Source organism: Streptomyces sp. NPDC088730 (genome assembly GCF_044751215.1).
In the GTDB taxonomy this organism is placed as follows: domain Bacteria; phylum Actinomycetota; class Actinomycetes; order Streptomycetales; family Streptomycetaceae; genus Streptomyces.
Genome location: NZ_JBIVLK010000001.1, coordinates 1,336,256 through 1,359,685 on the forward strand (window position 1 = coordinate 1,336,256; position 23,430 = coordinate 1,359,685).

19 protein-coding genes and 1 pseudogene are annotated in these 23,430 nt (G+C 71.1%); 15 read left to right on the forward strand and 5 right to left on the reverse strand.

The features are described from left to right. Positions 1–3: 3 nt before the first annotated feature. The 6 genes from tpiA (at position 4) to ACIP89_RS05985 (ending at position 5,473) form a co-directional block, all read left to right on the forward strand. Positions 4–792 (forward strand): triose-phosphate isomerase, encoded by a 789-nt coding sequence (gene tpiA, locus ACIP89_RS05960; RefSeq protein WP_401923254.1) that lies wholly within the window; start codon positions 4–6, stop codon positions 790–792. 112 nt (positions 793–904) lie between these two features. Further along, entirely contained in the window at positions 905–1,141 is a 237-nt protein-coding gene (gene secG / locus ACIP89_RS05965; RefSeq protein WP_123526733.1) for a preprotein translocase subunit SecG, read from the forward strand. Between the two features lie 108 nt (positions 1,142–1,249). Next, positions 1,250–1,585, forward strand: a complete 336-nt coding sequence (locus ACIP89_RS05970) for an RNA polymerase-binding protein RbpA (RefSeq protein ID WP_078617917.1) — start codon at positions 1,250–1,252, stop codon at positions 1,583–1,585. Positions 1,586–1,735: 150 nt separating this feature from the next. Continuing rightward, positions 1,736–3,403, forward strand: coding sequence for a glucose-6-phosphate isomerase (gene pgi / locus ACIP89_RS05975; RefSeq protein WP_401923730.1), 1,668 nt, complete (start codon positions 1,736–1,738; stop codon positions 3,401–3,403). Positions 3,404–3,407: 4 nt separating this feature from the next. After that, positions 3,408–3,911 (forward strand): PH domain-containing protein, encoded by a 504-nt coding sequence (locus tag ACIP89_RS05980; RefSeq protein WP_402113261.1) that lies wholly within the window; start codon positions 3,408–3,410, stop codon positions 3,909–3,911. Continuing rightward, complete coding sequence (locus ACIP89_RS05985; protein ID WP_402113264.1) at positions 3,908–5,473, forward strand: PH domain-containing protein; 1,566 nt, start codon at positions 3,908–3,910, stop codon at positions 5,471–5,473. The genes ACIP89_RS05980 and ACIP89_RS05985 overlap by 4 nt, the downstream gene beginning before the upstream one ends. 83 nt (positions 5,474–5,556) lie before the next feature. Here ACIP89_RS05985 and pgl read toward each other — a convergent pair whose 3' ends face one another. Genes pgl through tkt form a run of 5 tightly spaced genes read right to left on the reverse strand, consistent with a single transcriptional unit; the run spans position 5,557 to position 12,151 of the window. Continuing rightward, positions 5,557–6,342 (reverse strand): 6-phosphogluconolactonase, encoded by a 786-nt coding sequence (gene pgl, locus ACIP89_RS05990; RefSeq protein ID WP_401923260.1) that lies wholly within the window; start codon positions 6,340–6,342, stop codon positions 5,557–5,559. Further along, entirely contained in the window at positions 6,339–7,361 is a 1,023-nt protein-coding gene (gene opcA, locus ACIP89_RS05995) for a glucose-6-phosphate dehydrogenase assembly protein OpcA (protein WP_402113267.1), read from the reverse strand. Before opcA ends, pgl begins: the two co-directional genes overlap by 4 nt. Further along, positions 7,358–8,890, reverse strand: a complete 1,533-nt coding sequence (gene zwf, locus ACIP89_RS06000; RefSeq protein ID WP_401923265.1) for a glucose-6-phosphate dehydrogenase — start codon at positions 8,888–8,890, stop codon at positions 7,358–7,360. The genes opcA and zwf overlap by 4 nt, the downstream gene beginning before the upstream one ends. A gap of 5 nt (positions 8,891–8,895) precedes the next feature. Continuing rightward, positions 8,896–10,014 carry a transaldolase gene (gene tal, locus ACIP89_RS06005; protein ID WP_401923268.1) on the reverse strand — a complete coding sequence of 373 codons (1,119 nt, stop codon included), beginning with the start codon at positions 10,012–10,014 and terminating at the stop codon, positions 8,896–8,898. A 34-nt stretch (positions 10,015–10,048) separates the two neighbouring features. Next, positions 10,049–12,151, reverse strand: a complete 2,103-nt coding sequence (tkt, locus tag ACIP89_RS06010) for a transketolase (protein WP_401925704.1) — start codon at positions 12,149–12,151, stop codon at positions 10,049–10,051. A gap of 435 nt (positions 12,152–12,586) precedes the next feature. Here tkt and ACIP89_RS06015 point away from each other — a divergent pair, with 435 nt between their 5' ends. From ACIP89_RS06015 to ACIP89_RS06055, 9 genes and pseudogenes are all read left to right on the forward strand, one after another. Further along, positions 12,587–13,540 carry a heme o synthase gene (locus tag ACIP89_RS06015; RefSeq protein ID WP_401923272.1) on the forward strand — a complete coding sequence of 318 codons (954 nt, stop codon included), beginning with the start codon at positions 12,587–12,589 and terminating at the stop codon, positions 13,538–13,540. Between the two features lie 97 nt (positions 13,541–13,637). After that, positions 13,638–14,009, forward strand: coding sequence for a hypothetical protein (locus ACIP89_RS06020; protein WP_401923274.1), 372 nt, complete (start codon positions 13,638–13,640; stop codon positions 14,007–14,009). A 240-nt stretch (positions 14,010–14,249) separates the two neighbouring features. Continuing rightward, positions 14,250–16,373, forward strand: a complete 2,124-nt coding sequence (locus ACIP89_RS06025; RefSeq protein WP_402113270.1) for a glycoside hydrolase family 27 protein — start codon at positions 14,250–14,252, stop codon at positions 16,371–16,373. 122 nt (positions 16,374–16,495) lie between these two features. Next, positions 16,496–17,785, forward strand: a complete 1,290-nt coding sequence (locus ACIP89_RS06030) for an ABC transporter substrate-binding protein (protein WP_402113273.1) — start codon at positions 16,496–16,498, stop codon at positions 17,783–17,785. A gap of 1 nt (position 17,786) precedes the next feature. Further along, the gene (locus ACIP89_RS06035) at positions 17,787–18,725 is read left to right on the forward strand and encodes a carbohydrate ABC transporter permease (protein ID WP_371773860.1); all 939 of its coding nucleotides are present in this window, start codon (positions 17,787–17,789) and stop codon (positions 18,723–18,725) included. Then, on the forward strand, positions 18,722–19,588 hold the full coding sequence (locus ACIP89_RS06040) for a carbohydrate ABC transporter permease (protein ID WP_401923281.1): 867 nt from the start codon (positions 18,722–18,724) through the stop codon (positions 19,586–19,588). Before ACIP89_RS06035 ends, ACIP89_RS06040 begins: the two co-directional genes overlap by 4 nt. Next, positions 19,585–21,687 (forward strand): alpha-galactosidase, encoded by a 2,103-nt coding sequence (locus ACIP89_RS06045; protein WP_402113276.1) that lies wholly within the window; start codon positions 19,585–19,587, stop codon positions 21,685–21,687. The genes ACIP89_RS06040 and ACIP89_RS06045 overlap by 4 nt, the downstream gene beginning before the upstream one ends. A gap of 69 nt (positions 21,688–21,756) precedes the next feature. Continuing rightward, positions 21,757–22,515 carry an SDR family NAD(P)-dependent oxidoreductase gene (locus ACIP89_RS06050; protein WP_401923287.1) on the forward strand — a complete coding sequence of 253 codons (759 nt, stop codon included), beginning with the start codon at positions 21,757–21,759 and terminating at the stop codon, positions 22,513–22,515. Positions 22,516–22,566: 51 nt separating this feature from the next. Further along, positions 22,567–23,289, forward strand: a pseudogene (locus ACIP89_RS06055) (FadR/GntR family transcriptional regulator); the annotation flags it as partial. Between the last annotated feature and the right edge of the window lie 141 nt (positions 23,290–23,430).

The following is a 23,430-nucleotide window of genomic DNA, read 5'->3' on the forward strand; positions in this document are numbered from 1 at the left end:
TTCATGACTGCTACCGCCCAAGGCCGGACCCCGCTGATGGCGGGCAACTGGAAGATGAACCTCAACCACCTTGAGGCCATCGCGCACGTCCAGAAGCTCTCCTTCGCCCTGGCCGACAAGGACTACGACGCCGTAGAGGTCGCCGTCCTGCCGCCCTTCACCGACCTGCGCTCCGTGCAGACGCTGGTCGACGGGGACAAGCTGAAGATCAAGTACGGCGCCCAGGACATCTCGGCGCACGACTCCGGCGCGTACACCGGCGAGATCTCCGGTCCCATGCTCGCCAAGCTGAAGTGCACCTACGTCGCCGTCGGTCACAGCGAGCGACGCCAGTACCACGCGGAGACCGACGAGGTCTGCAACGCCAAGGTGAAGGCCGCGTACAAGCACGGCCTGACCCCGATCCTCTGCGTCGGCGAGGGCCTGGACATCCGCAAGGCCGGTGAGCAGGTCTCCTACACGCTCGCCCAGCTGGACGGAGCCCTGAAGGACATCCCGGCCGAGCAGGCCGAGTCCATCGTGATCGCCTATGAGCCGGTCTGGGCCATCGGCACCGGCGAGGTCGCCACCCCGGAGGACGCGCAGGAGGTCTGCGGTGCGATCCGCGGCCGCCTCGCCGAGCTGTACTCGCAGGAGCTGGCCGACGCGGTCCGCATCCAGTACGGCGGCTCGGTCAAGTCCGGCAACGTCGCCGCGATCATGGCGCAGCCCGATGTGGACGGCGCGCTGATCGGCGGCGCCGCACTGGACGCCGACGAGTTCGTCAAGATCGTCCGCTTCCGCGAGCAGTGAGTATGCCGTAGCGCGGATCCGTCGTACCCTTGCGGGGGCCGGGGAGGCTGAGCCTCCCGGCCCCCGTTGTTCTTATACGCAGTCCAGGAAATTCCGAAAGTAGGGACCAGCCGTGATTTTGGCGTTCGAGATCGCCCTGATCGTCTTCAGCCTGCTGATGATGCTGCTGGTGCTGATGCACAAGGGAAAGGGCGGCGGTCTCTCCGACATGTTCGGTGGCGGCATGCAGTCGTCCGTCGGTGGCTCCTCGGTCGCCGAGCGCAACCTCGACCGGATCACCGTCGTGGTCGGTCTTGGCTGGTTCGCATGCATTGTGGTGCTTGGTCTGCTCATCAAGCTGGACAACTGACCCGTCGTACGCGATTCCTGTGAGGGTGTAACTCCTTTCACTGGACGCGCGTTGGGCCTTACGTAGACTGGGGCATCTTCGAGCACCATCACGCAGGGAGTTACGACCGTGGCAAGTGGCAACGCGATCCGGGGAAGCCGGGTCGGAGCGGGGCCGATGGGGGAGGCCGAGCGCGGCGAGTCCGCGCCACGGGCCCGCATCTCCTTCTGGTGCTCCAACGGGCACGAGACGCAGCCGAGCTTCGCCCATGACGCGCAGGTACCGGAGACCTGGGACTGCCCGCGCTGCGGTTTCCCGGCCGGCCAGGACCGCGACAGCCCGCCCGACCCGCCGCGCACCGAGCCGTACAAGACGCACCTCGCGTACGTGCGCGAGCGGCGCAGCGACGAGGACGGCGAGGCGATTCTCGCCGAGGCCCTCGCGAAACTCCGCGGCGAGATCTGATGGTTCACCGGCCGGACACCCCACGGGTGTCCGGCCGGAATGCTTCCGCCGTGCCGCAGCCCGCCGCCGTCCCGTCCTCCCCTCTGATCAATTAGGTTGGAGGGGCAGCGGGGAACTGCGGTGACGAGGAGAAATGGGCTGATGTCCGGGATGAACGCACAAAGTCGAACCAGGCTCAACCAGACGCCGGAATGGACCGCGCTGGGAAAGCACCGTGAGCAGCTCGGGGCGACCCACCTGCGCGAACTGTTCGCGGACGATCCGGAGCGCGGCACCGGATACACCCTGCGGGTCGGTGACCTGTACATCGACTACTCCAAGCAGCTCGTCACCGACGAGACGCTCCGGCTGCTGCGCGAGCTCGCCGGAGCCACCGGAGTGGCCGCCCTGCGGGACGCCATGTTCCGCGGCGACAAGATCAACACCACTGAGGACCGCGCCGTCCTGCACACCGCGCTGCGCGCCCCGCGGGACGCCGTGATCGAGGTCGACGGCGAGAACGTGGTGCCCGCGGTACACGCGGTGCTCGACAAGATGGCCGCCTTCTCGGAGCGCGTCAGGTCGGGCGAGTGGACCGGTCACACCGGCAAGCCGATCAAGAACATCGTCAACATCGGCATCGGCGGCTCCGACCTCGGCCCCGCGATGGCGTACGAGGCGCTGCGCTCCTTCACGGACCGCTCGCTCACCTTCCGCTTCGTCTCCAACGTCGACGGCGCCGACCTGCACGAGGCCCTGCACGGCCTCGACCCGGCCGAGACGCTGTTCATCATCGCCTCGAAGACCTTCACCACGATCGAGACGATCACCAACGCCACCTCCGCCCGCGACTGGCTGCTGACCGGTCTGAGGGCCGGTCAGGACGCGGTGGCCAAGCACTTCGTGGCGCTGTCGACCAACGGCGAGAAGGTCGCGGACTTCGGTATCGACACCGCGAACATGTTCGAGTTCTGGGACTGGGTCGGCGGCCGCTACTCGTACGACTCCGCCATCGGCCTCTCCCTGATGATTGCCATCGGCCCGGACCGGTTCCGCGAGATGCTCGACGGCTTCCACCTCGTCGACGAGCACTTCCGCACCGCCCCGGCCGAGGAGAACGCCCCGCTGCTGCTGGGCCTGCTCGGCGTCTGGTACGGCGCGTTCTTCGACGCCCAGTCGCACGCGGTGCTGCCCTACAGCCACTACCTGTCCAAGTTCACCGCGTACCTCCAGCAGCTCGACATGGAGTCCAACGGCAAGTCGGTGGACCGGGACGGCAATCCGGTGGACTGGCAGACCGGACCGGTCGTCTGGGGCACCCCCGGCACCAACGGTCAGCACGCCTACTACCAGCTGATCCACCAGGGCACCAAGGTCATCCCGGCCGACTTCATCGGCTTCGCCGAACCGGTCGACGGACTGCTGCCCGGCCTGGTCGCCCAGCACGACCTGCTGATGGCCAACTTCTTCGCCCAGACCCAGGCGCTGGCCTTCGGCAAGACGCCGGACGAGGTGCGCGCCGAGGGGGTTCCCGAGGAGCTGGTGCCGCACAAGACGTTCCGGGGCAACCACCCGACGACGACGATCCTCGCCGACCGGCTGACGCCGTCGGTGCTCGGCCAGCTGATCGCGCTGTACGAGCACAAGGTCTTCGTCCAGGGTGCCGTCTGGAACATCGACTCCTTCGACCAGTGGGGCGTGGAGCTCGGCAAGGTCCTCGCCAAGAAGATCGAGCCGGTGCTCACCCGGGACAAGGCGGCCGGGGGCGAGGACGCCGAGCAGCTGGACAGCTCGACCGCCGCGCTCGTCGCCGCCTACCGCGAGCGCAGGGGGCGCTGAGCCCGTGCCCAGGGGGGAGGGGACGGTACGGCTGCGGCCGCCGGCCCACACGCTGGACCCGCGGGCGGTGGGCTGGTGGCGGGCCCGGTGGCTGCTGCTGACCGCCGGTCCGGTGGTGGTCCTGGCCGTGCTGGGCGTGTTCCTCACGTCCGCCCGGTCCTGGCTGCTGCTCTGCGCCGCGGTCCTGGCGGTCCTCGGCGCCGGCTGCGCCGTCCTGCTCCCCCTCTGGTGGTTCCGCACCCACCGCTGGGAGGTCACCGACGAGGCGGTGTACGTCCGCACGGGGGCGCTGTGGCAGGAGTGGCGGATCGCGCCGATGTCCCGGATCCAGACCGTGGACACGGTGCGCGGGCCGCTCGAACAGCTCTACCGGCTCGCCACGGTCACCGTCACCACCGCCTCGGCCAAGGGCGCCGTCCGGATCGGGGGCCTCGACCACGAGCTGGCCGCCGAACTCGCGGAACGGCTGACCCGGATCACCCAGGACACCCCCGGGGACGCCACATGAGCACCGCGGACACGGCGGAGACGGCGGACACGGCAGAGACACCCGGCACCGCCGGCCCCGCGCCCGCCGAGTGGCGGCGGCTGGACCGGCGTACGGTCCTGCTCGCCGCCCTCGTCACCGCGGGCGTGGCGGCCGGTGCCGCCGTACCGACCGCGCTGGGGCTCTCCGGCCGCCTCGGCTACGGCCCCGCCATCGCCTGGGTGCTGACGGGCATCGCCCTCCTGACCGCCTTCGGCGCCGGCACCGACTACATCAGGTGGCGCCGCACCCGGTACCGCGTCGGCGCCGACCGCGTCGAACTCCACACCGGCCTGCTGCTGGTCAAGAAGCGCTCCCTGGCCCGGACACGCATCCGGAGCGTCGACCTCAGCGCCCATCTCCTCCAGCGCGTACTCGGCCTCGTCACCGTCCGGATCGGCACCGGCGAGCACACCGACGGGGAGTCCACCCTGGAGCTCGACCCGGTCCCGCGCGCCGAGGGCGAACGGCTGCGCCGCGCACTCCTGGAGCGGGGCCTCACCGCCACCCCGGGCGGCCACCGCGAGGGCGAGCTGGTCTCCCTCGACCCGCGCTGGATCCGCTACGCACCGGTCTCCTTCGTCGCGCCCGCGCTCGGCTGCGCGGCGGCCGGGGCGGTGATGCAGGTCAGCGACTGGTTCGGGGCACAGGGCCAGGTGATCGACTGGGTCGGTGACCGCTACCGGGACACCTCGCTGCTCTCGGTGATCGTGCTGCTCGTCGTCGCCGGGGTACTCGTCGGGGGCGTCGGCGCGCTGGGCCGCTGGGCGCAGCTGTGGTGGAACTACAGCCTGGAGCGCGAACCGGGCGGCACCCTGCGCGTCCGGCGCGGACTCCTCACCACCCGGTCCGTCTCCATCGAGGAGCGCCGGCTGCGGGGCATCGACCTCGTCGAGCCGCTCGGCGTCCGGCTGATGGGCGCCGCCCGGGTCGACGCCATCACCACCGGACTGGCCAAGGACGACGAGGAGGAGCAGGGCGACCTCAGCACCCTGCTGCCCCCCGCGCCGCGTCCGGTGGCGGACCTGGTCGCCGCCGCCGTGCTCCGCGAGACCGCGTCCCCCACCGGGGCCCCGCTGACCGCGCACCCGGCCGCCGCCCGCGGCCGGCGGCTGCGCCGGGCGCTGTGGACGGTCCTCGCCCCGGTCCTCCTCCTCGCGCTCCTCGGTGCCCTGCTGACACCCGTGCTGCTCTGGATCGCGTTCGGCTGCGCGGCCGTGGGACTGCCCGTCGGGGTGCTGCTGGCCCGGGACGCCTACCGCTCGCTGGGGCACACGCTCAGCGGCGCGTACCTGGTCACCCGCTCGGGCACCCTGCGCCGCTCCACCGCGGCGCTGGAACGGACCGGGGTGATCGGCTGGACGGTGCGCCAGTCCTACTTCCAGCGGCGGTCCAGCCTGCTGAACATCACCGCCACGACGGCCGCCGGAGCGGGCGCGTACACGGTGCGCGACGCGGACGGGGCCGAGGGCCTGGAGTTCGCGTCCGAGGCGGTCCAGGGACTGCTGGAGCCCTTCCTGGAGCGGGTCCCGGCGGGGGAGTGAGCCCCCCGCCCCCGCACGGCATGGGCCCGGCCCGCTCCGAGGAGCGGGCCGGGCCCATGCCGTGTCGTGCCACCGGGTACCGCTCAGGCGGAGGCCGGGGGGTAGAGGGCGCGTGGCAGCTGGGAGGCCGCCGCCGCGTCCAGCAGCCACAGGGTGCGGCCGCGGCCGTACGCGCCCGCCGCCGGTGCCTGGATCTCTCCGGCGCCGGACAGGGCGATGGCCGCGGCCTCCGCCTTGTCCTCGCCCGCCGCGAGCAGCCACACCTCGTGGGCCGCCCGGATGGCGGGCAGCGTGAGCGTGACCCGGACGGGCGGCGGCTTGGGCGCCCCGTGCACACCGACGACGGTGCGCTCGGTCTCCCGTACCGCGGGCAGCTCAGGGAAGAGCGAGGCGACATGCGTGTCCGGGCCGACGCCCAGCATCAGCACGTCGAACACCGGCACCGGACCGTGGTCCTCCGGACCGGCCGCCGCGGCCAGCTCGGCGGCGTACGCGGCCGCCGCGGCCTCGACGTCCCCGCCGTGCGGACCGTCCGACGCGGGCATCGCGTGCACCCGGGACGGGTCCAGCGGCACCGAGTCCAGCAGCGCCTCGCGGGCCTGCGTGACGTTGCGTTCCGGATCGCCCTCCGGCAGGAACCGCTCGTCGCCCCACCACAGGTCGAGCCGCGACCAGTCGACCGCGTCCCGGGCGGGCGCCCCGGCGAGCGCGGCCAGCAGGCCGTTGCCGTTGCGCCCGCCGGTCAGCACCACGGAGGCGTGACCGCGTGCGGCCTGGGCGTCCACGATCTTCGTGATCAGCCGGGCCGCCGCGGCCTGCGCCATCAGCTCCTTGTCGCGGTGCACGACGAGCTGGGGGACGACGGTCACTTGGACGCCGCCTTCTTCGCGGCCGCCGTCTTCTTCGCCGCCGGAGCGGGCGACGAGGCGTCCGGCTTCACGGCGGCGGCCTTGGGCGCCGCCGCCTCCCCGAGCCGTTCCACACCGAACTTCACGGCGGACTCGTAGGTGTTGTCCGGGTCGAGCCTGCGCAGCTCCTCGGCCAGCAGCTCCGCGGTCTCCCGGCGCTTGAGCGCCACCGCGCGGTCCGGCTGCCCCACCATGGAGAGGGTGGCGAGCGAACCGTCGGCCCGGTCCAGCACGATCGTGCCGGTCTTCGTCACCATCCGGACGGCCGTCAGACCGGGTCCGCCGGAGTCCGTACGCTCCACCGGGACCTGGAGCCGGTCCGCCAGCCACATGGCCAGCAGTTCGCAGCTCGGGTTCTCGGACTCGCCCTCGACCGAGGCCGAGACGATGTCCACGGCCTGCTGGTCGAGCGCCGCCGCCAGCATCGAACGCCAGGGCGTGATCCGGGTCCAGGCCAGATCGGTGTCACCGGGGTTGTACGACTTCGCGCGCACCGCCAGTTCGTCGATCGGGTGCTCCGCCGAGTAGGTGTCCGTGATCCGGCGCTGGGCGAGTGCGCCCAGCGGGTCCTTCGCCGGGTCGGAGGGCGCGTCCTCCGGCCACCAGACCACGACGGGCGCGTCCGGCAGCAGCAGCGGAAGGACGACCGACTGCGCGTGGTTGGCCAGTTCGCCGTGGAGCCGGAGCACCACGGTCTCGCCGGTGCCCGCGTCGGAGCCGACGCGGACCTCGGCGTCCAGCCGGGCGTCGCGCCTGCTGCGCGGCGAACGGCTGACCCGCTTGATCACCGCGATGATCCGCGAGGGGTGCTCGCGGGACGCGTCGCCCGCCGACTTGAGGGCGTCGTACGCGTTCTCCTCGTCGGTGACGATGACCAGGGTGAGGACCATGCCGATCGCCGGGGTGCCGATGGCACGGCGGGCCGACACGAGCGCCTGGTTGATCTTGCTGGAGGTGGTTTCCGTGAGGTCGATCTTCATGGCCGGCGCCAGCTCCGTCCGTCTCGTGCGAGCATCTCGTCCGCCTCGGCCGGGCCCCAGGTGCCCGACTGGTACTGCGCGGGCTTGCCGTGCTTGTCCCAGTACTCCTCGATCGGGTCGAGGATGTCCCAGGAGAGTTCGACCTCCTGGTGGCGGGGGAAGAGGTTGGCGTCGCCGAGCAGCACATCGAGGATGAGCCGCTCGTACGCCTCCGGGCTGGACTCCGTGAAGGACTCGCCGTAGGCGAAGTCCATCGTGACGTCCCGGACCTCCATCGAGGTGCCGGGCACCTTGGAGCCGAACCGCACGGTGACGCCCTCGTCCGGCTGCACCCGGATGACCAGGGCGTTGCTGCCCAGCTCCTCGGTGGCCCCGGACTCGAAGGGCAGGTACGGGGCGCGCTTGAAGACGATCGCGATCTCGGTGACCCGGCGGCCGAGGCGCTTGCCGGTCCGCAGGTAGAACGGCACGCCCGCCCAGCGGCGGTTGTTGATCGTCAGCTTGATCGCGGCGAAGGTGTCGGTCTTCGACTTGGGGTCGATACCGTCCTCCTCCAGGTAGCCGAGGACTTCCTCGCCGCCCTGCCACGCGTGCGCGTACTGGCCGCGCACGGTGTGCTTGCCGAGGTCGTCCGGCAGCTCGACGGCCGTGAGCACCTTGAGCTTCTCCGCGACCAGTGCCTTCGGGTGGAAGGAGCCGGGCTCCTCCATCGCGGTCAGCGCCAGCAGCTGGAGGAGGTGGTTCTGGATGACGTCACGGGCGGCACCGATGCCGTCGTAGTAGCCGGCCCGGCCGCCGATGCCGATGTCCTCGGCCATCGTGATCTGGACGTGGTCCACGTACGACCGGTTCCAGATCGGCTCGAACATCGTGTTGGCGAACCGCAGCGCCAGGATGTTCTGGACCGTCTCCTTGCCGAGGTAGTGGTCGATCCGGAAGACCTCGTTGGGCGGGAACACGTCGTGCACGAGCTGGTTGAGCTCCTGCGCGCTCTTGAGGTCGTGGCCGAAGGGCTTCTCGATGACGGCACGCCGCCAGGAACCCTCCTTCTGGTCGGCCAGCCCGTGCTTCTTGAGCTGCTGGACGACCTTGGGGAAGAACTTCGGCGGCACGGAGAGGTAGAAGGCGAAGTTGCCGCCGGTCCCCTGTGCCTTGTCGAGCTCCTGGATGGTCGCCTTCAGGGTCTCGAAGGCGTCGTCGTCGTCGAAGTTGCCCTGGACGAAGCGCATCCCCTGGATGAGCTGCTGCCAGACCTCTTCACGGAACGGGGTACGGGCGTGCTGCTTGACGGCGTCATGGACGACCTGGGCGAAGTCCTCGTCCTCCCAGTCGCGGCGCGCGAAACCGATGAGCGAGAAGCCCGGCGGCAGCAGGCCGCGATTGGCCAGGTCGTAGACGGCGGGCATCAGCTTTTTACGGGACAAATCGCCCGTGACGCCAAAGATGACCAGGCCCGACGGCCCCGCGATGCGCGGGAGCCGTCGGTCCTGGGCGTCACGGAGCGGGTTGGCTCCGGGAACACCAGACAAAGTGGTCAGCCCTCCGAAGGGGCGAGGCGCTTGAGTTCCGCCTCTGTGGAGTTGAGCAGGTCGGTCCAGGCCGTCTCGAACTTCTCGACGCCCTCGTCCTCAAGGATCTGGACGACGTCGTCGTAGCTGACCCCGAGCTCCTTGATCGTGCCGAGGTCCGCACGGGCCTGGTCGTAGCCACCGGCGACGGTGTTGCCGGTGATCTCACCATGGTCGGCCACCGCGTCCAGAGTCGCCTCCGGCATGGTGTTGACCGTGTTGGGCGCGACCAGGTCGTCGACGTACAGGGTGTCCTTGAGGGACGGGTCCTTCACACCGGTCGAGGCCCACAGTGGACGCTGCTTATTGGCGTGCGCCTTGTCGAGGGCGGCCCAGCGCTCACCGGCGAAGACCTCCTCGTACGCCTCGTAGGCCAGGCGCGCGTTGGCGAGGGCGGACTTGCCCTTGGCGGCCTTGGCCGCGTCGCTGCCGATCGCGTCGAGCCGCTTGTCGATCTCGGTGTCCACCCGGGACACGAAGAACGAGGCCACCGAGTGGATCTTGGAGAGGTCCAGGCCCGCGGCCTTCGCCTTCTCCAGGCCCGCCAGGTAGGCGTCCATGACCTCGCGGTAGCGCTCCAGCGAGAAGATCAGCGTGACGTTGACGCTGATGCCGCGGCCGATGGTCTCGGTGATCGCGGGCAGGCCGGCCTTGGTGGCCGGGATCTTGATGAGCGTGTTCGGCCGGTCCACCAGCCAGGCGAGCTGCTTGGCCTCCGCGACCGTCGCCAGGGTGTTGTGCGCCAGGCGCGGGTCGACCTCGATGGAGACCCGGCCGTCCTGGCCGTCCGTCGCGTCGAAGACCGGGCGCAGGATGTCGGCGGCGTCGCGGACGTCGGCCGTCGTGATCATGCGGAGGGCTTCCTCGACGGTCACCTTGCGGGCCGCGAGGTCGGTGAGCTGCTGCTCGTAACCGTCGCCCGAGGAGATCGCCTTCTGGAAGATCGACGGGTTGGTCGTGACACCCACGACGTGGCTCTGGTCGATCAGCTCGGCCAGGTTGCCCGAGGTGATCCGCTTGCGCGAGAGGTCGTCGAGCCAGATCGCCACGCCCTCGTCGGAGAGGCGCTTGAGTGCGTCTGTCATGAGAAATGCATCTCCTACTAGTCGTATAACGGCGTCAGCGCGCGGCGGCCGCGAGAGATTCCCGGGCGGCGGCGGCGACGTGCTCGGCGGTGAAGCCGAACTCGCGGAACAGGACCTTCGCGTCGGCCGAGGCACCGAAGTGCTCCAGCGAGACGATCCGGCCCGCGTCCCCGACGTACCGGTACCAGGTCAGCGCGATGCCCGCCTCGACGGCGACACGCGCCTTCACGGAGGGCGGCAGGACGCTGTCCTTGTACGCCTGGTCCTGCTCCTCGAACCACTCGACACACGGCATCGAGACCACCCGGGTCGGGACGCCGGCCGCCTGCAGCTCCTCGCGCGCCCCGACGGCGAGCTGGACCTCGGAACCGGTGCCGATGAGGACGACCTCGGGAGCCGCGCTCTGCCCGTCGGACGTCTCGGCGTCGAACAGGACGTAGCCGCCCTTGGCCGCGTTCTCGTTCGCCTCGTACGTCGGCACGCCCTGACGGGTCAGCGCCAGGCCGTGCGGGGCGCCCTTGCCGAACACCTTGGTGTAGCGGCGCAGGACCTCGCGCCAGGCGATGGAGGTCTCGTTGGCGTCCGCCGGGCGGACGACGTTCAGGCCCGGGATCGCGCGCAGGGAGGCCAGGTGCTCCACCGGCTGGTGGGTCGGGCCGTCCTCGCCGAGACCGATCGAGTCGTGCGTCCACACGTAGGTCACCGGCGCGTGCATCAGCGCGGACAGCCGTACGGCGTTGCGCATGTAGTCGGAGAACACCAGGAAGGTGCCGCCGTAGATGCGGGTGTTGCCGTGCAGCGCGATGCCGTTCATGGCGGCCGCCATGGCGTGCTCACGGATGCCGAAGTGCACCGTGCGGCCGTACGGGTCCGCGCCCGGCAGCGGGTTGCCCGCCGGGAGGAACGACGACGTCTTGTCGATCGTGGTGTTGTTCGAGCCCGCGAGGTCGGCGGAGCCGCCCCACAGCTCGGGCACGATCTCACCGAGCGCCTGGAGCACCTTGCCGGAGGCCGCACGGGTGGCGACGCCCTTGCCGGGCTCGAAGACCGGGAGCTTGTCCTCCCAGCCCTTGGGCAGCTCGCCCGCACGGATGCGGTCGAACTCGGCGGCGCGCTCCGGGTTGGCGGTGCGCCACGCGGCGAAGGTCTTCTCCCACGCGGCCCTGGTCTCACGGCCGCGGTCCAGCGCCTCGCGGGTGTGCGCGATGACCTCGTCGGCGACCTGGAAGGACTTCTCCGGGTCGAAGCCGAGGACCGTCTTGGTCGCGGCGACCTCGTCGGCGCCGAGCGCGGAGCCGTGCGCGGCCTCGGTGTTCTGGGCGTTCGGGGCGGGCCAGGCGATGATCGAGCGGGCCGCGATGAACGACGGGCGCGTGGTCTCGGCCTTGGCCGCCTGGAGCGCCTTGTACAGGCCCGCGGGGTCCAGGTCGCCGCTGGGCAGCTGCGCGACACGCTGGACGTGCCAGCCGTACGCCTCGTAGCGCTTCAGGGTGTCCTCGGAGACCGCGGTCTCGGTGTCGCCCTCGATGGAGATGTGGTTGTCGTCCCACAGGAGGACCAGGTTGCCCAGCTTCTGGTGCCCGGCCAGCGAGGACGCCTCCGCGGAGATGCCCTCCTGGAGGCAGCCGTCACCCGCGACGGCCCAGATCATGTGGTCGAAGGGCGAGGTGCCGGGGGCGGCGTCCGGGTCGAACAGGCCGCGCTCGTAGCGGGCGGCCATGGCCATGCCCACGGCGTTGGCGACACCCTGGCCCAGCGGGCCGGTGGTCGTCTCGACGCCCGTGGTGTGGCCGTACTCCGGGTGCCCCGGGGTCTTCGAGCCCCAGGTGCGGAAGGCTTCGAGATCCTCCAGCTCCAGGCCGTAGCCGGCCAGGTAGAGCTGGATGTAGAGGGTCAGGCTGCTGTGGCCCACCGAGAGCACGAACCGGTCGCGGCCGGTCCACTCCGCGTCGGCGGGGTCGTGCCGCATCACCTTCTGGAAGAGGGTGTACGCGGCGGGAGCCAGGCTCATGGCCGTACCCGGGTGGCCGTTTCCGACCTTCTGTACGGCGTCCGCGGCGAGAACGCGGACGGTGTCCACGGCCCGCTGGTCCAATTCGGTCCACTGGAGGTCTGTGGTGGTCGGCTTGGTGCTCACCCTGAGTCAGGGCTCCTCTCCACTGTTGTAAACCGGTGGCTGTGACCGCACCGGGCGTTGTCGAGCCTACCCCCGTCGCCACCCGCTATTTCCGGCTAATCCCAGGGTGCGGGCGGGCCGCCGGATTCGCCTCCCGTATGAGCGCGCGGGCTCACCGATGCGCCTCTCCGATGAGCGCGGCGACCCACTCCTGAGGCACTCCGAAGAGCGCGCCGGAACACCCCTGAGCGAGTCCGGCGAGCGGCCGGAGATCCCGGCGTGTCACCCGGATGAGCGAGCCCCTTCGGGTAGCCGCCGCAACGGCTCCGCACGCCACATCAACACGACCCCACCCCCGCGAAGAACGGCATGTCCCCAACGTCTACAGTGGTCTGGTTCGCGCAAGTCTTCACCGGGCCCTTAGGCCCGGAGCTTGCTGGGATTTCTCTGTCAGGGGTGTGCGTGACGGCCGTCGAGTCCCGACCCGCAGGGGTCGCCTTGACTCCGAGCCCAGGGGGCCATCGCCCATTCGGGGCCCGTGTCAAGGCATTCGTGGCACTGACCAAGCCTCGGATCATCGAGCTGTTGCTGATCACCACTGTTCCGGTGATGTTCCTGGCCGCTCAGGGTGTACCCGACCTGTGGCTCGTGCTCACTACCACCATCGGCGGCTACCTGTCCGCCGGCGGTGCCAATGCACTGAACATGTACATCGACCGCGATATCGACGCGTTGATGGACCGTACGTCGCAGCGACCGCTGGTCACCGGCATGGTGAGCCCGCGCGAGTGCCTGGCCTTCGGTATCGCCCTCGCGGTGATCTCGACGGTCTGGTTCGGGCTGCTGGTGAACTGGCTCTCGGCGGCGCTGTCGCTCGGGGCCCTGCTCTTCTACGTCGTCGTGTACACGATGCTGCTGAAGCGCCGGACCTCGCAGAACATCGTCTGGGGCGGCATCGCGGGCTGTATGCCGGTCCTCATCGGCTGGTCGGCCGTGACGAACTCGATGTCCTGGGCCGCGGTGATCCTGTTCGCCGTCATCTTCTTCTGGACGCCGCCGCACTACTGGCCGCTCTCCATGAAGGTGAAGGACGACTACGCGCGGGTCGGTGTCCCGATGCTTCCGGTCGTCGCGACCAACCGGGTGGTCGCCCGCCAGATCGTGCTCTACAGCTGGGTCATGGTCATCGTCTCGCTGCTGCTGACCCCGCTGGGCTACACCGGCTGGTTCTACACGGCCGTGGCCCTGCTCACCGGCGGCTTCTGGCTCTGGGAGGCGCACGGCCTGCAGAACCGCGCCAAGGCCGGGATGGCCGGGGCGAAGCTCAAGGAGATGCGGCTGTTCCACTGGTCGATCACCTATGTGTCGCTGCTGTTCGTCGCCGTCGCGGTGGACCCCTTCCTGAGGTAGTCCGCCCCTTCGACTTCCGCCGACGGGCGGGGTGCGTGGCCCACGCCACGCGCCCCGCCCGTCGCCAGTTGGTTTACCCGTCGGTAGCATCCTGTCCATGGCAGAGACGGCGCAGACCCAGCAGGTGGACGGCAAGCAGGCGGACGGCAGGCAGGCGGCGCGCGCGGAGCGCAGGGCGGCCCGGCTGGCCAAGCAGATCGGCGCGTTCGCGAAGGCCCACGGCGGCGCCGAGGGGCAGCTCGCCTACATCGGGCAGATGGGCACCCGCATCGTGCTGGTCGGCGAGGACGGCGGCTGGGGCGATCTGGTCGCCCCCTCGTACGCGGTCGCGGAGAGCGCCGCCCAGAAGTCCGGGATCACCCTGCACGAGTCCTTCGACGGCGAGTTCGCCGCGAAGGTGCGCACCGGTCCGTACGAGTGGACGCGGATGGCCGGCATGCAGATCGGCGGCCCGGCCGGCAAGGCCTGAGGCGGCCGCCGGCCGGCAAGGCCGGATGCGGCCCGAACGACAGAGCGGCGGAGGCCGGTCGGACACCTGTCCGACCGGCCTCCGCCGTTTCCGTGTCCGCCCGTTGTCGAGCCAAGTTTCACTTAATTAGTAATTAATCTTGACGGGGGGTCGGGTGAGCCGTCACAGTCCTGTGCGTGGCGCCGCCCCGTGATCTCCGGAGGCAGGGCGCCTGACATCCCCAACTTCTGGGAGAATCAGTTGATTTCGCAAGGTGCAAGGACGACGCCTGCCCGGCGTGCCGCAGCCGTGCTGGGCGCCGCCGTCCTGGTGGCCGTCTCGGCCCCGGCCGCGGACGCCGGACAGCGGCCCGCCGAGGGCGCTCCGCCGTACTACGACAGCGGCCTCGCGCCGACCCCGTACATGGGCTGGAACACCTACTACGGGCTCGGTGCCCCGACGGAGGACCAGGTCAAGGACGTCGCGGACCATCTGGTCGGCAGCGGCCTCAAGGGCAGCGGCTACGACATCGTCTGGCTGGACGGCGGCTGGCAGGCCGACACGCCGAGGGACGCGCAGGGGCGGCTGGTCGCGCACCCGGACCGGTTCCCCTCCGGCATCCCCGCCCTGGTGGACTACCTGCACGGGCGCGGGCTGCGCGCGGGCATCTACACCGACGCGGGGACCTACGACGGCGGCAAGACCTGTGGCCTCGGCAGCCGCGGCCACTACCAGCAGGACGCCCGGCAGTTCGCCGGCTGGAAGGTCGACGCGATCAAGGTCGACTTCCTCTGCGGGATCACCGAGAAGATCGATCCGGGACCCGCGTTCAAGGAGTTCAGCGACGCCGTCGCGAAGTCCGGCCGGCGGATGCTGCTCAACCTCTGCAACCCGCTGACCGACGACTGGGGGGTGCCGCACACGCCGGCCCAGGACGCCCACAACGCCTATGTGTACGGCCCGACGACCGGCGACTCCTGGCGCACCGGCACCGACATCGCCTGGGGCACCCCCACCGCGGGCCAGTGGCCCAACATCCTGCGCAGCGCGGACGCCAACGCCGGGCACCCGGAGGCGCAGGCGCCGGGGCGCTACAACGACCCCGACTACCTCATCCCGATGCGCAAGCTCGATGACGGCTCGCTGGAGCTGACCGAGGAGGAGTCCACCAGCCAGCTGGTGCTGTGGGCCGAGATGGGCTCGCCGCTGGTCATCGGCTCCGACCCGCGCACCCTGCCGAAGCGGATGATCGACACCCTGCGCAACCCGGAGATCCTCGCGGTCGACCAGGACCCCCTGGCGATCCAGGGCGTGCGCGTCGCCTCCGACGCCACCGGGGACGTCTACAGCAAGGTCCTCAAGGGCTCCGGCAAGCGGGCCGTGGTCCTCCTCAACCGCTCCGAACAGGCCGCCGAGCGCACGGTGGACTTCGCCGACGCCGGGCTGTCGGGCCCGGTCACCGTGCGGGACCTGCGGGCCAGGAAGGGCGCGGGCACGCACTCCGGTTCGTACACCGTGAAGGTGCCGGCGCACGGCACCGCCTTCCTCGGTCTCGGCGGCCGGGACGAGGCGCCGGGCACCTCGCTGTCCACCCGCTCGGAGGCGAGCCCCGCGCTGGTGCGCGACGGCGGCCGGCTGAGCGTCTTCACCCGGGGCGCCGACGGCTCGCTCCAGCAGCGCGAAGGGCGCGACGGCCACTGGAGCGGGCGGGCCACGGACCTCGGCGGGCCGACGCGCGGCCGGATCGCCGGGGAGCCCGCCGCCTACGCGGCCGGGCCCGGCCGGATCGACGTGTTCGCCCGGGGCACCGATGACGCGGCCTACCGGATCTCGTACAGCGGCGGCCGCTGGGGCCGCTGGCAGAAGCTCGGCGGCGCGCTCGCGGACGGTCCGGCCGCCGCGTACGACCGTTCGGGTCACTGGACCCTCTACGCCCGGGGCACGGACGGCCGGATCCACACGCGCGGCGAGCGGACCGGCTGGAGCACCCTCCAGGGGCCGGACGGCGTCGGGCTGTACGGGCGGCCCTCCGCGGTCACCGACGCGGCCGGCCGCACCCGGCTCGTGGTGCGCGCCGCCGACGACTCCGTGCGCCTGCGGGTCCGGGACGCCTCCGGGGGCTGGTCGGACTGGTCCTCGCTGGGCGGCACGGTGAGCGGCAGTCCCACGCTCGTCGCCACCGGGGGACAGCTGCGGCTCTACGTCCGCGCCGGTGACTACACCCTGTGGCAGCGCACCCTCACGGCCGGGAGCTGGGGCGACTGGTCCCGGGAGAAGAGCTTCCCCAGCGGCTCCTTCGACGGTGAGATCGCCGCCGTGGCCGGGCCCGGCGGGACAGTCCTGACCGCCTTCCGCGGGGTGGCCGGGGTCATCCGTCAGGCCTAATAAAAAATAAATTAGTAATTAATCTTGACGGTGGATCACTCGCACCGTCACTCTGTATCAGCCGAACGAGGGCCCGGCCGTCAGAGGGCCGGGCCCCGTTCCGTGGGCGCATAGGGAGTCCCATGAACACCTCAGCACAGAGCCGCCGTACCTTCCTCGCCGGTGCCGCGGCCGTCGGCGCCACCGCGTTGGCGAGCGGTTGCGTCGCCTCGTCGTCCAGTGGCGGGAAGGGGAGCTCGGGTGGTGCGGTCACCCTCCAGTCCAACCTCTCCGCACCCCAGGCCAAGTCCGCGATGCAGGAGGTCGTCAACGCCTTCAACAAGCGCGGCGGTGCGAAGGGTTCGCTGAACACCGTCGCCTCGGAGACCTTCCGCACCCAGCTGCCGACCTACCTCACCTCGGCCACCCCGCCGGACCTCTACACCTGGTACCCCGGCTCGGTGGCGGAGTCGTACGCCAAGAAGAACCTGCTGCTCGACGTCAGCGACCTCTGGGCCAAGCCCGAACTCGCCGGATACTCCGACGCGCTGAAGAAACTCTGCACCGACTCGGCCGGCAAGAAGGTCTTCGTACCCACCACCTACTACTGGTGGGGCGTCTTCTACCGGAAGTCCAACTTCGCCAAGTGGGGCGTCAAGGAGCCCAAGACCTGGGACGAGTTCCTCGACCTGTGCGACAAGCTCCAGAGCAAGGGCGTCGCCCCGATCGGCCTCGGCGCCGGCGGCGGCACCCCCTGGGTCGCCTCCTCCTGGTTCGACTACCTCAACATCCGGATCAACGGCGCGAAGTACCACCGCGACCTGCTCGCCGGAAAGCACCGCTTCGACGACCCCGAGGTCCGCAAGGTCTTCGACCGGTGGAACGAGGCCCTGCCCTTCTTCGACCCCAACTCCACCGCGCTGCCCTTCCAGGACGCCACCACCGCGCTGCTCCAGGGCCGCACCGGAATGATGCTCATCGGCACCTTCTTCGCGGACGCCGCGCCCAAGGACCAGCTCGACGACATCGACTTCTTCCGGTTCCCCGTCATCGACCCGAAGGTCCCGCTCGCCGAAGAGGCCCCGACCGACGGCTACTTCGCCAGCGCCCGGACCGGCCGCAAGGACGAGACCAAGGAGATGCTCCGCTACCTCGCCACCGCCGAGGCCCAGGAGATCTACCTCAAGGGCTCCTCCGGCACCTCGCTGCCCACCCACCCCGACGCCAAGGACAGCGGGACCCCGCTGGTCGTCAAGGGCCGCAAGCTCATCGAGAACGCCGCGGACATCACGCAGTTCTTCAACCGCGACTCCAGCGACGCCCTCGCCCCCACCGCCGACACCGCGCTCACCCACTTCCTGTCCAAGCCCAAGGAGATCGGCTCGATCCTCACCACGTGGCAGCGGGACGCGCAGAAGATCTGGAGCCAGTGACATGGCGGTACTGACCGCGCCCCGGAAGGAGACCCGGAAGCGGACCGAGGGCCGGCCCCCGGCCCGCAAGCGGGCGACCCGGGTCCCGCCCATCGTCCTGGCCTTCGTGCTGGTGCCGCTGCTCGCCGAGGCCTTCTGGGTGTTCTGGCCGGCCCTCCAGGGCTTCTACCTCGCCTTCACCAAATGGGACGGAGTCTCCGCCCCTGAGTTCATCGGACTGGGCAACTTCCGCGAGATGTTCGGCGACGCCGTCTTCCGGACCGCCGCCCTGGACACCGTCATCTGGCTGCTGCTCTTCGGCGGCCTCTCCGCCGCCCTCGGGCTCGGCGCGGCGCTGCTGCTCCAGCAGGAGCGCCGGGGCGTCGGCTTCTACCGGGCCGCGCTCTTCCTGCCCGTGGTGTTCTCGCTCGTCGCCACCGCACTGGTCTGGCAGGCGATGTACCAGCCCGACGGGCTGATCAACAAGACCCTCGAAGCGGTCGGCCTCTCCGGACTCACCCACGCCTGGCTGGCCGACCAGGACACCGCCCTGTACGCCGTGATCGTGCCCGCCCTGTGGCGCCAGATCGGCTACGTGATGGTGCTGTACCTGGCCGGGCTCAAGGGCATCGACCCGGTGCTCTACGAGGCCGCCAAGGTCGACGGCGCCACCCGCTGGCAGCAGTTCCGCCACATCACCCTGCCGCAGCTCAGCAGCGTCAACGCGGTCGTCATCTCGGTCATCGTCATCGACTCGCTGCGCTCCTTCGACGTCGTGTGGGCGCTCACCCGAGGCGGCCCGTACCACTCCTCCGAACTCCTCAGCACCTACATGTACTCCACCGCCTTCCAGTCCCTGCGACTCGGCTACGGCTCCGCCCTCGCGGTCGTGATCTTCGTACTCGCCTTCGGCGTGATCGCGTCCTACCTCGTCCGCGCCTTCCGGGAGGCCGACGCATGACCGCCACCCACACCCCCACCCCGCGCCCCCGCCCCGGACGGCGCCGGATCTGGGGCACCGCCGGCTTCCACGCCAGTGCCGGACTGCTCTCCGTGCTCTGGCTGCTGCCCATCGCCCTGGTCCTGGTCACCAGCGTCCGGTCCTTCGATGACGTCGCCGCCCACGGGGTCGGCAGCCTGCCGCACTCCTTCACCCTGGACGGATTCCGCCAGGCCTGGGTCGACGGCGGCCAGCAGCGCGCACTGGTCAACAGCCTCCTGGTCACCATTCCGACCGTGCTGCTCTCGCTGCTCCTCGCCTCGACCGCCGCGTTCGCGCTCAGCCGCTACGACGTACCGCTGCGCCGCACCCTCCTGCTGCTGATGCTCGGCGGCAACCTGCTGCCCCCGCAGATCCTGCTGGTCCCGGTCTCCAAACTCAGCGAGATGCTGGGCCTGTACGACTCGCTGTACGCGCTCATCGGCGTCCAGGTCGGCTTCGGCATCGGCTTCTACGTCTTCGTCCTGCACGGCTTCATGCGGTCCATCCCGCCGGAGATCCAGCAGGCCGCGGTCATCGACGGCGCCGGGCCCTGGCAGATCTACACCCGCATCATCCTGCCGCTCGCCAAGCCCGCCATGGCCGCGCTCAGCGCCCTGTCGTTCACCTGGATCTTCAACGACCTGCTGTGGGCCATCACCGTGCTGCGCACCGACACCCAGATGCCCATCACCGCGTCCCTCATCGGACTCCAGGGCCAGTACGTCTCCATGTGGAACGTCATCGCGGCCGGCTCCGTCATCGCGGCGGCCCCGACCGTCATCGTCTTCCTCAAGTTCCAGCGCCACTTCGTGGCCGGCCTCAACCTGGGAGCAGTGAAGTGACCCCGCACGACCAGTGGCTGCTGCGCACCGAGCACACCACCTACGCGGTACGGCTCGCCGGCGACGGCCGCTGGGCCGAACTCACCGCCTGGGGCCCGCACGGCGTCGAGACCGGCGAATCGCCCTTCGAGCGACCGCTGCGCACCCACTTCCTCACCCCCGCCGACGCCGCCCCCGCCGAATACCTCCCGTACGGCATGCGCCCCTTCACCGGCGCGGAACTCGTCGTCCGGCGCGCCGGACAGGACCGCGGCACCTGGTGGACCTTCGACTCCGCCACCGCCGACGGCGACCGGGCGCTGCGCCTCGCCTTCACCGACGAGCTCCAGGGGCTGCGCGCCGTCCTGTGCTACGAGACCGTGCCCGGCACCGACGTGATCCTGCGCTGGACCGAGCTGACCTGCACCGGTCAGGACGAACTGCGGCTGGAACGCGTCGACTCGGCGGCCGTCAACGTGCCCGTCACGGGCGGCGCCCGGCTCACCTCCCTCACCGGGCAGTGGTCCCAGGAGTTCACCCGCACCCAGCACGAACTCACCCGGGGCCGCTACGAGATGGCCTCCACCCAGGGTGTCGCGGGCCACGCCTACGCACCCTGGCTCGCCGTCCAGGACGCCGCGGCGCCGGACGGGAACGACACCCCGACGTACGGTGTCGCCCTGGAGTGGTCCGGCAACTGGCACCTGACCGCCGACGCCGAACCCGGCGGCGCGGTACGGATCGCGGCCGGCCGGGTGCCCCACGAGGGCGCCGTCCGGCTCGCCCCCGGAGCCACCCTCACCACCCCCCGGCTGGCCTGCGCCTTCAGCCCCGGGGGACTGGACGGCCTGGCCCGGGTCTGGCACCGCTACGAGCGCCTGCTGAGCGGCGACCGGATGGACCGCATCCGCAAGGTCCTCTACAACTCCTGGGAGGCGACCGGCTTCGACGTCGAGGCGTCCGCCCAGCTCGAACTCGCCAGGATCGCGGCGGACATGGGCGCCGAACTCTTCGTCGTGGACGACGGCTGGTTCACCGGACGGCACGGGGAGACCGGCGGACTCGGCGACTGGCACCCGGACCCGGCGAACTTCCCGGACGGCTTCGACGCCTTCATCGCCGAGATCCGCGCCACCGGAATGGACTTCGGCCTCTGGGTCGAACCCGAGGCGGTCAGCCCGGCGTCCCAGCTCTACGCCGAGCACCCCGAGTGGGTCTACCGGATCGACGGCCGCCCCGCCACGCTGGTGCGCGAACAGCTGCTCCTCGACCTCGGCCGCGAGGACGTCCAGGACTTCGTGATCGCCACCCTCGACCGGCTGCTCGGCGACCACGCCATCAGCTACCTCAAGTGGGACATGAACCGCCCGCCCACCGAACGCGGGCGGCCCGGCGGCGCACCGCTCGGGGAGCAGGACCTGGACGCCGAGCACGTCGCCGGGTACCTGCGGGTCCTGGACCACCTGCGCGCGCACCACCCGCACGTCACCGTCGAGGGCTGCGCCGGGGGCGGCGGCCGCGTCGAGCACGCCACCCTGGCCCGTACCGACGTGATGTGGCCCAGCGACAACACCGCCCCGCTGGACCGGCTCGCCATCCAGTACGGCTACCTGCACGCGCACGCCCCGCACACCATGAGCTCCTGGGTCACCGACGCGCCCGGCGTCTTCGACCCGCGCCCCCGCTCGCTCGGCTTCCGCTTCGTCCTGGCGATGTCCGGGGTGCTGGGCATCGGCGCCGACATCCGCACCTGGTCCGCCGCGCAGCGGACGGAGGCGGCCGGCTGGGTGAGCCGTTACAAGGAGATCCGCGACCTCCTGCACCACGGCGAGATCCGGCTGCTGGGCTCCCCGGCCGACGCCACCTGCGGCGTCCAGTACGAGGAGGAGGGCGGCGCCCGCATCGCCGTCACCGCCTGGAACACCGGCCGCCTCGACGGGGCGCCGCTCGTCCCGGGACGCCCCGCCCGGCTCCGGCTGCGCGGCCTCGACCCGGCCGCCCGCTACACGGACCGGCGGGGCGCGGCCGAGTACAGCGGAGCCCATCTGCTGCACTACGGACTGCCGTTCGCCTGGACCGCGCGGTACGACGCGGAACTCGTCGTACTCGTCCGGCGGTAAACCGCCCTGCCCGACGCACCGTCACTAGAGTCACGACAGCACCGTTGAACCCGAGGAGTCGACCGCACGATGAACGGAAACCCCCGCTTCGCAGACAAGGTGGCCGTGGTCACCGGAGCCGCCTCCGGCATCGGCGCGGCCACCGCGGAACGGCTCGCCGCGGAGGGCGCCGCGGTGATCCTCGCGGACATCTCGGAAGGCCCCGGCGAGAGCGTCGCCGAATCCATCCGCGCCGCCGGCGGCCGGGCCCGCTTCGTGCGCACGGACGTCTCCGACGAGGGCGACTGGCGGCGGGCGGTGGCCGCCGCGCACGACTTCGGACCTGTCGGCGTCCTGGTGAGCAACGCCTACACGGTCGACGTCACCCCCGCCCACGAGATGACCGTCGCCTCCTGGGAGCGCCAGCTGTCGGTCAACCTCACCGGCACCTTCCTCGGCTTCCGGGCGGTCCTGCCCGACCTGCGGGCCCAGCGCGGCGCCGCCGTGCTGACCTCCTCGGTCCACGCCCACAAGGGCATCCCCGGACACCCCGCCTACGCCGCGTCCAAGGGCGCGCTGCTGTCGCTGTGCGGACAGCTCGCGGTGGAGTACGGGCCCGAGGTGCGGGTCAACGCCGTACTGCCCGGCCCCATCCTCACCGGGGCGTGGGACCGGGTGGGGGAGGAGGACCGCCGCAAGAGTGTCGCGGAGACCGCGGCGGGCCGGTTCGGCACCCCGGCGGAGGCGGCCGCCGCCATCGCGTTCCTCGCCGCCGACGAAGCGTCCTACATCACCGGATCGAGCCTGCTCGTGGACGGCGGCTGGTCCGTCGTCAAGGCCTCGGCCTGACCGTTGCCCGGCCCCACCCCGTCGCACAGCACAGCAGAAAGGCACACAGACATGACGCCATACGCGCGCCGCGGAGTGCACGGCCAGACCGTGGAGACTCTCGCGCGCCGGGTCCTGAGCGGCGAGATCCCCGAAGGGGCGACACTCGACCTCGTGGCGCTCCAGGGCGAGCTTGACGTCAGCCTGACCGCCCTGCGCGAATCCCTCAAGGTCCTCGCGGCCAAGGGGATCGTCGATGCCCGCCAGAAGCGCGGCACCTTCGTCAGAGCCCGCGCGGACTGGAACCTGCTCGACGCGGACGTGCTGCGCTGGCAGTTCGCCGACGGCACCGAATCGGGCGCCGACCTGGGGCTCCTGCGCAACCTCGGGGAGGTCCGGGGCATCATCGAACCGGCCGCCGTCCGGCTGGCCGCGGTCCGCCGCACAGCGGCGGACCTGGCCACCCTCGAAGCCGCGATCACCGCGATGGGCGAGCAGGAGGGCGGGCCCGCCCACGCGGTCGAGGCGGACCTCGCCTTCCACCGCGCCCTCCTCGCGGCCACCCACAACGAACTGCTGGAACGACTGGAGATGGTCATCGAGTCCGGCCTCGCCCACCGGGACGAGATCGTGCACAGCTCGCAAGCCGGAGAGGACCCGGTCCCGAGCCACCGGGCCGTCCTGGACGCCGTCCGCGACCGGGACCCGGCCGCCGCGGAGCACGCCATGCGCGCCCTGCTCGACCAGGCCGTCCGCGACCTCGACCGGGTGCACGGCACGACCCCGGGGACCGAAGACGCGTCCGCCACCGGCGAGGGGACCGAAGACGCGTCCGCCACCCGCGAGCGGACCGAGGACGCATCCGCCACCCGCGAGCGGACCGAGGACGCATCCGCCACCCGCGAGCGGACCGAGGGCGCGTCCGCCACCGGCGAG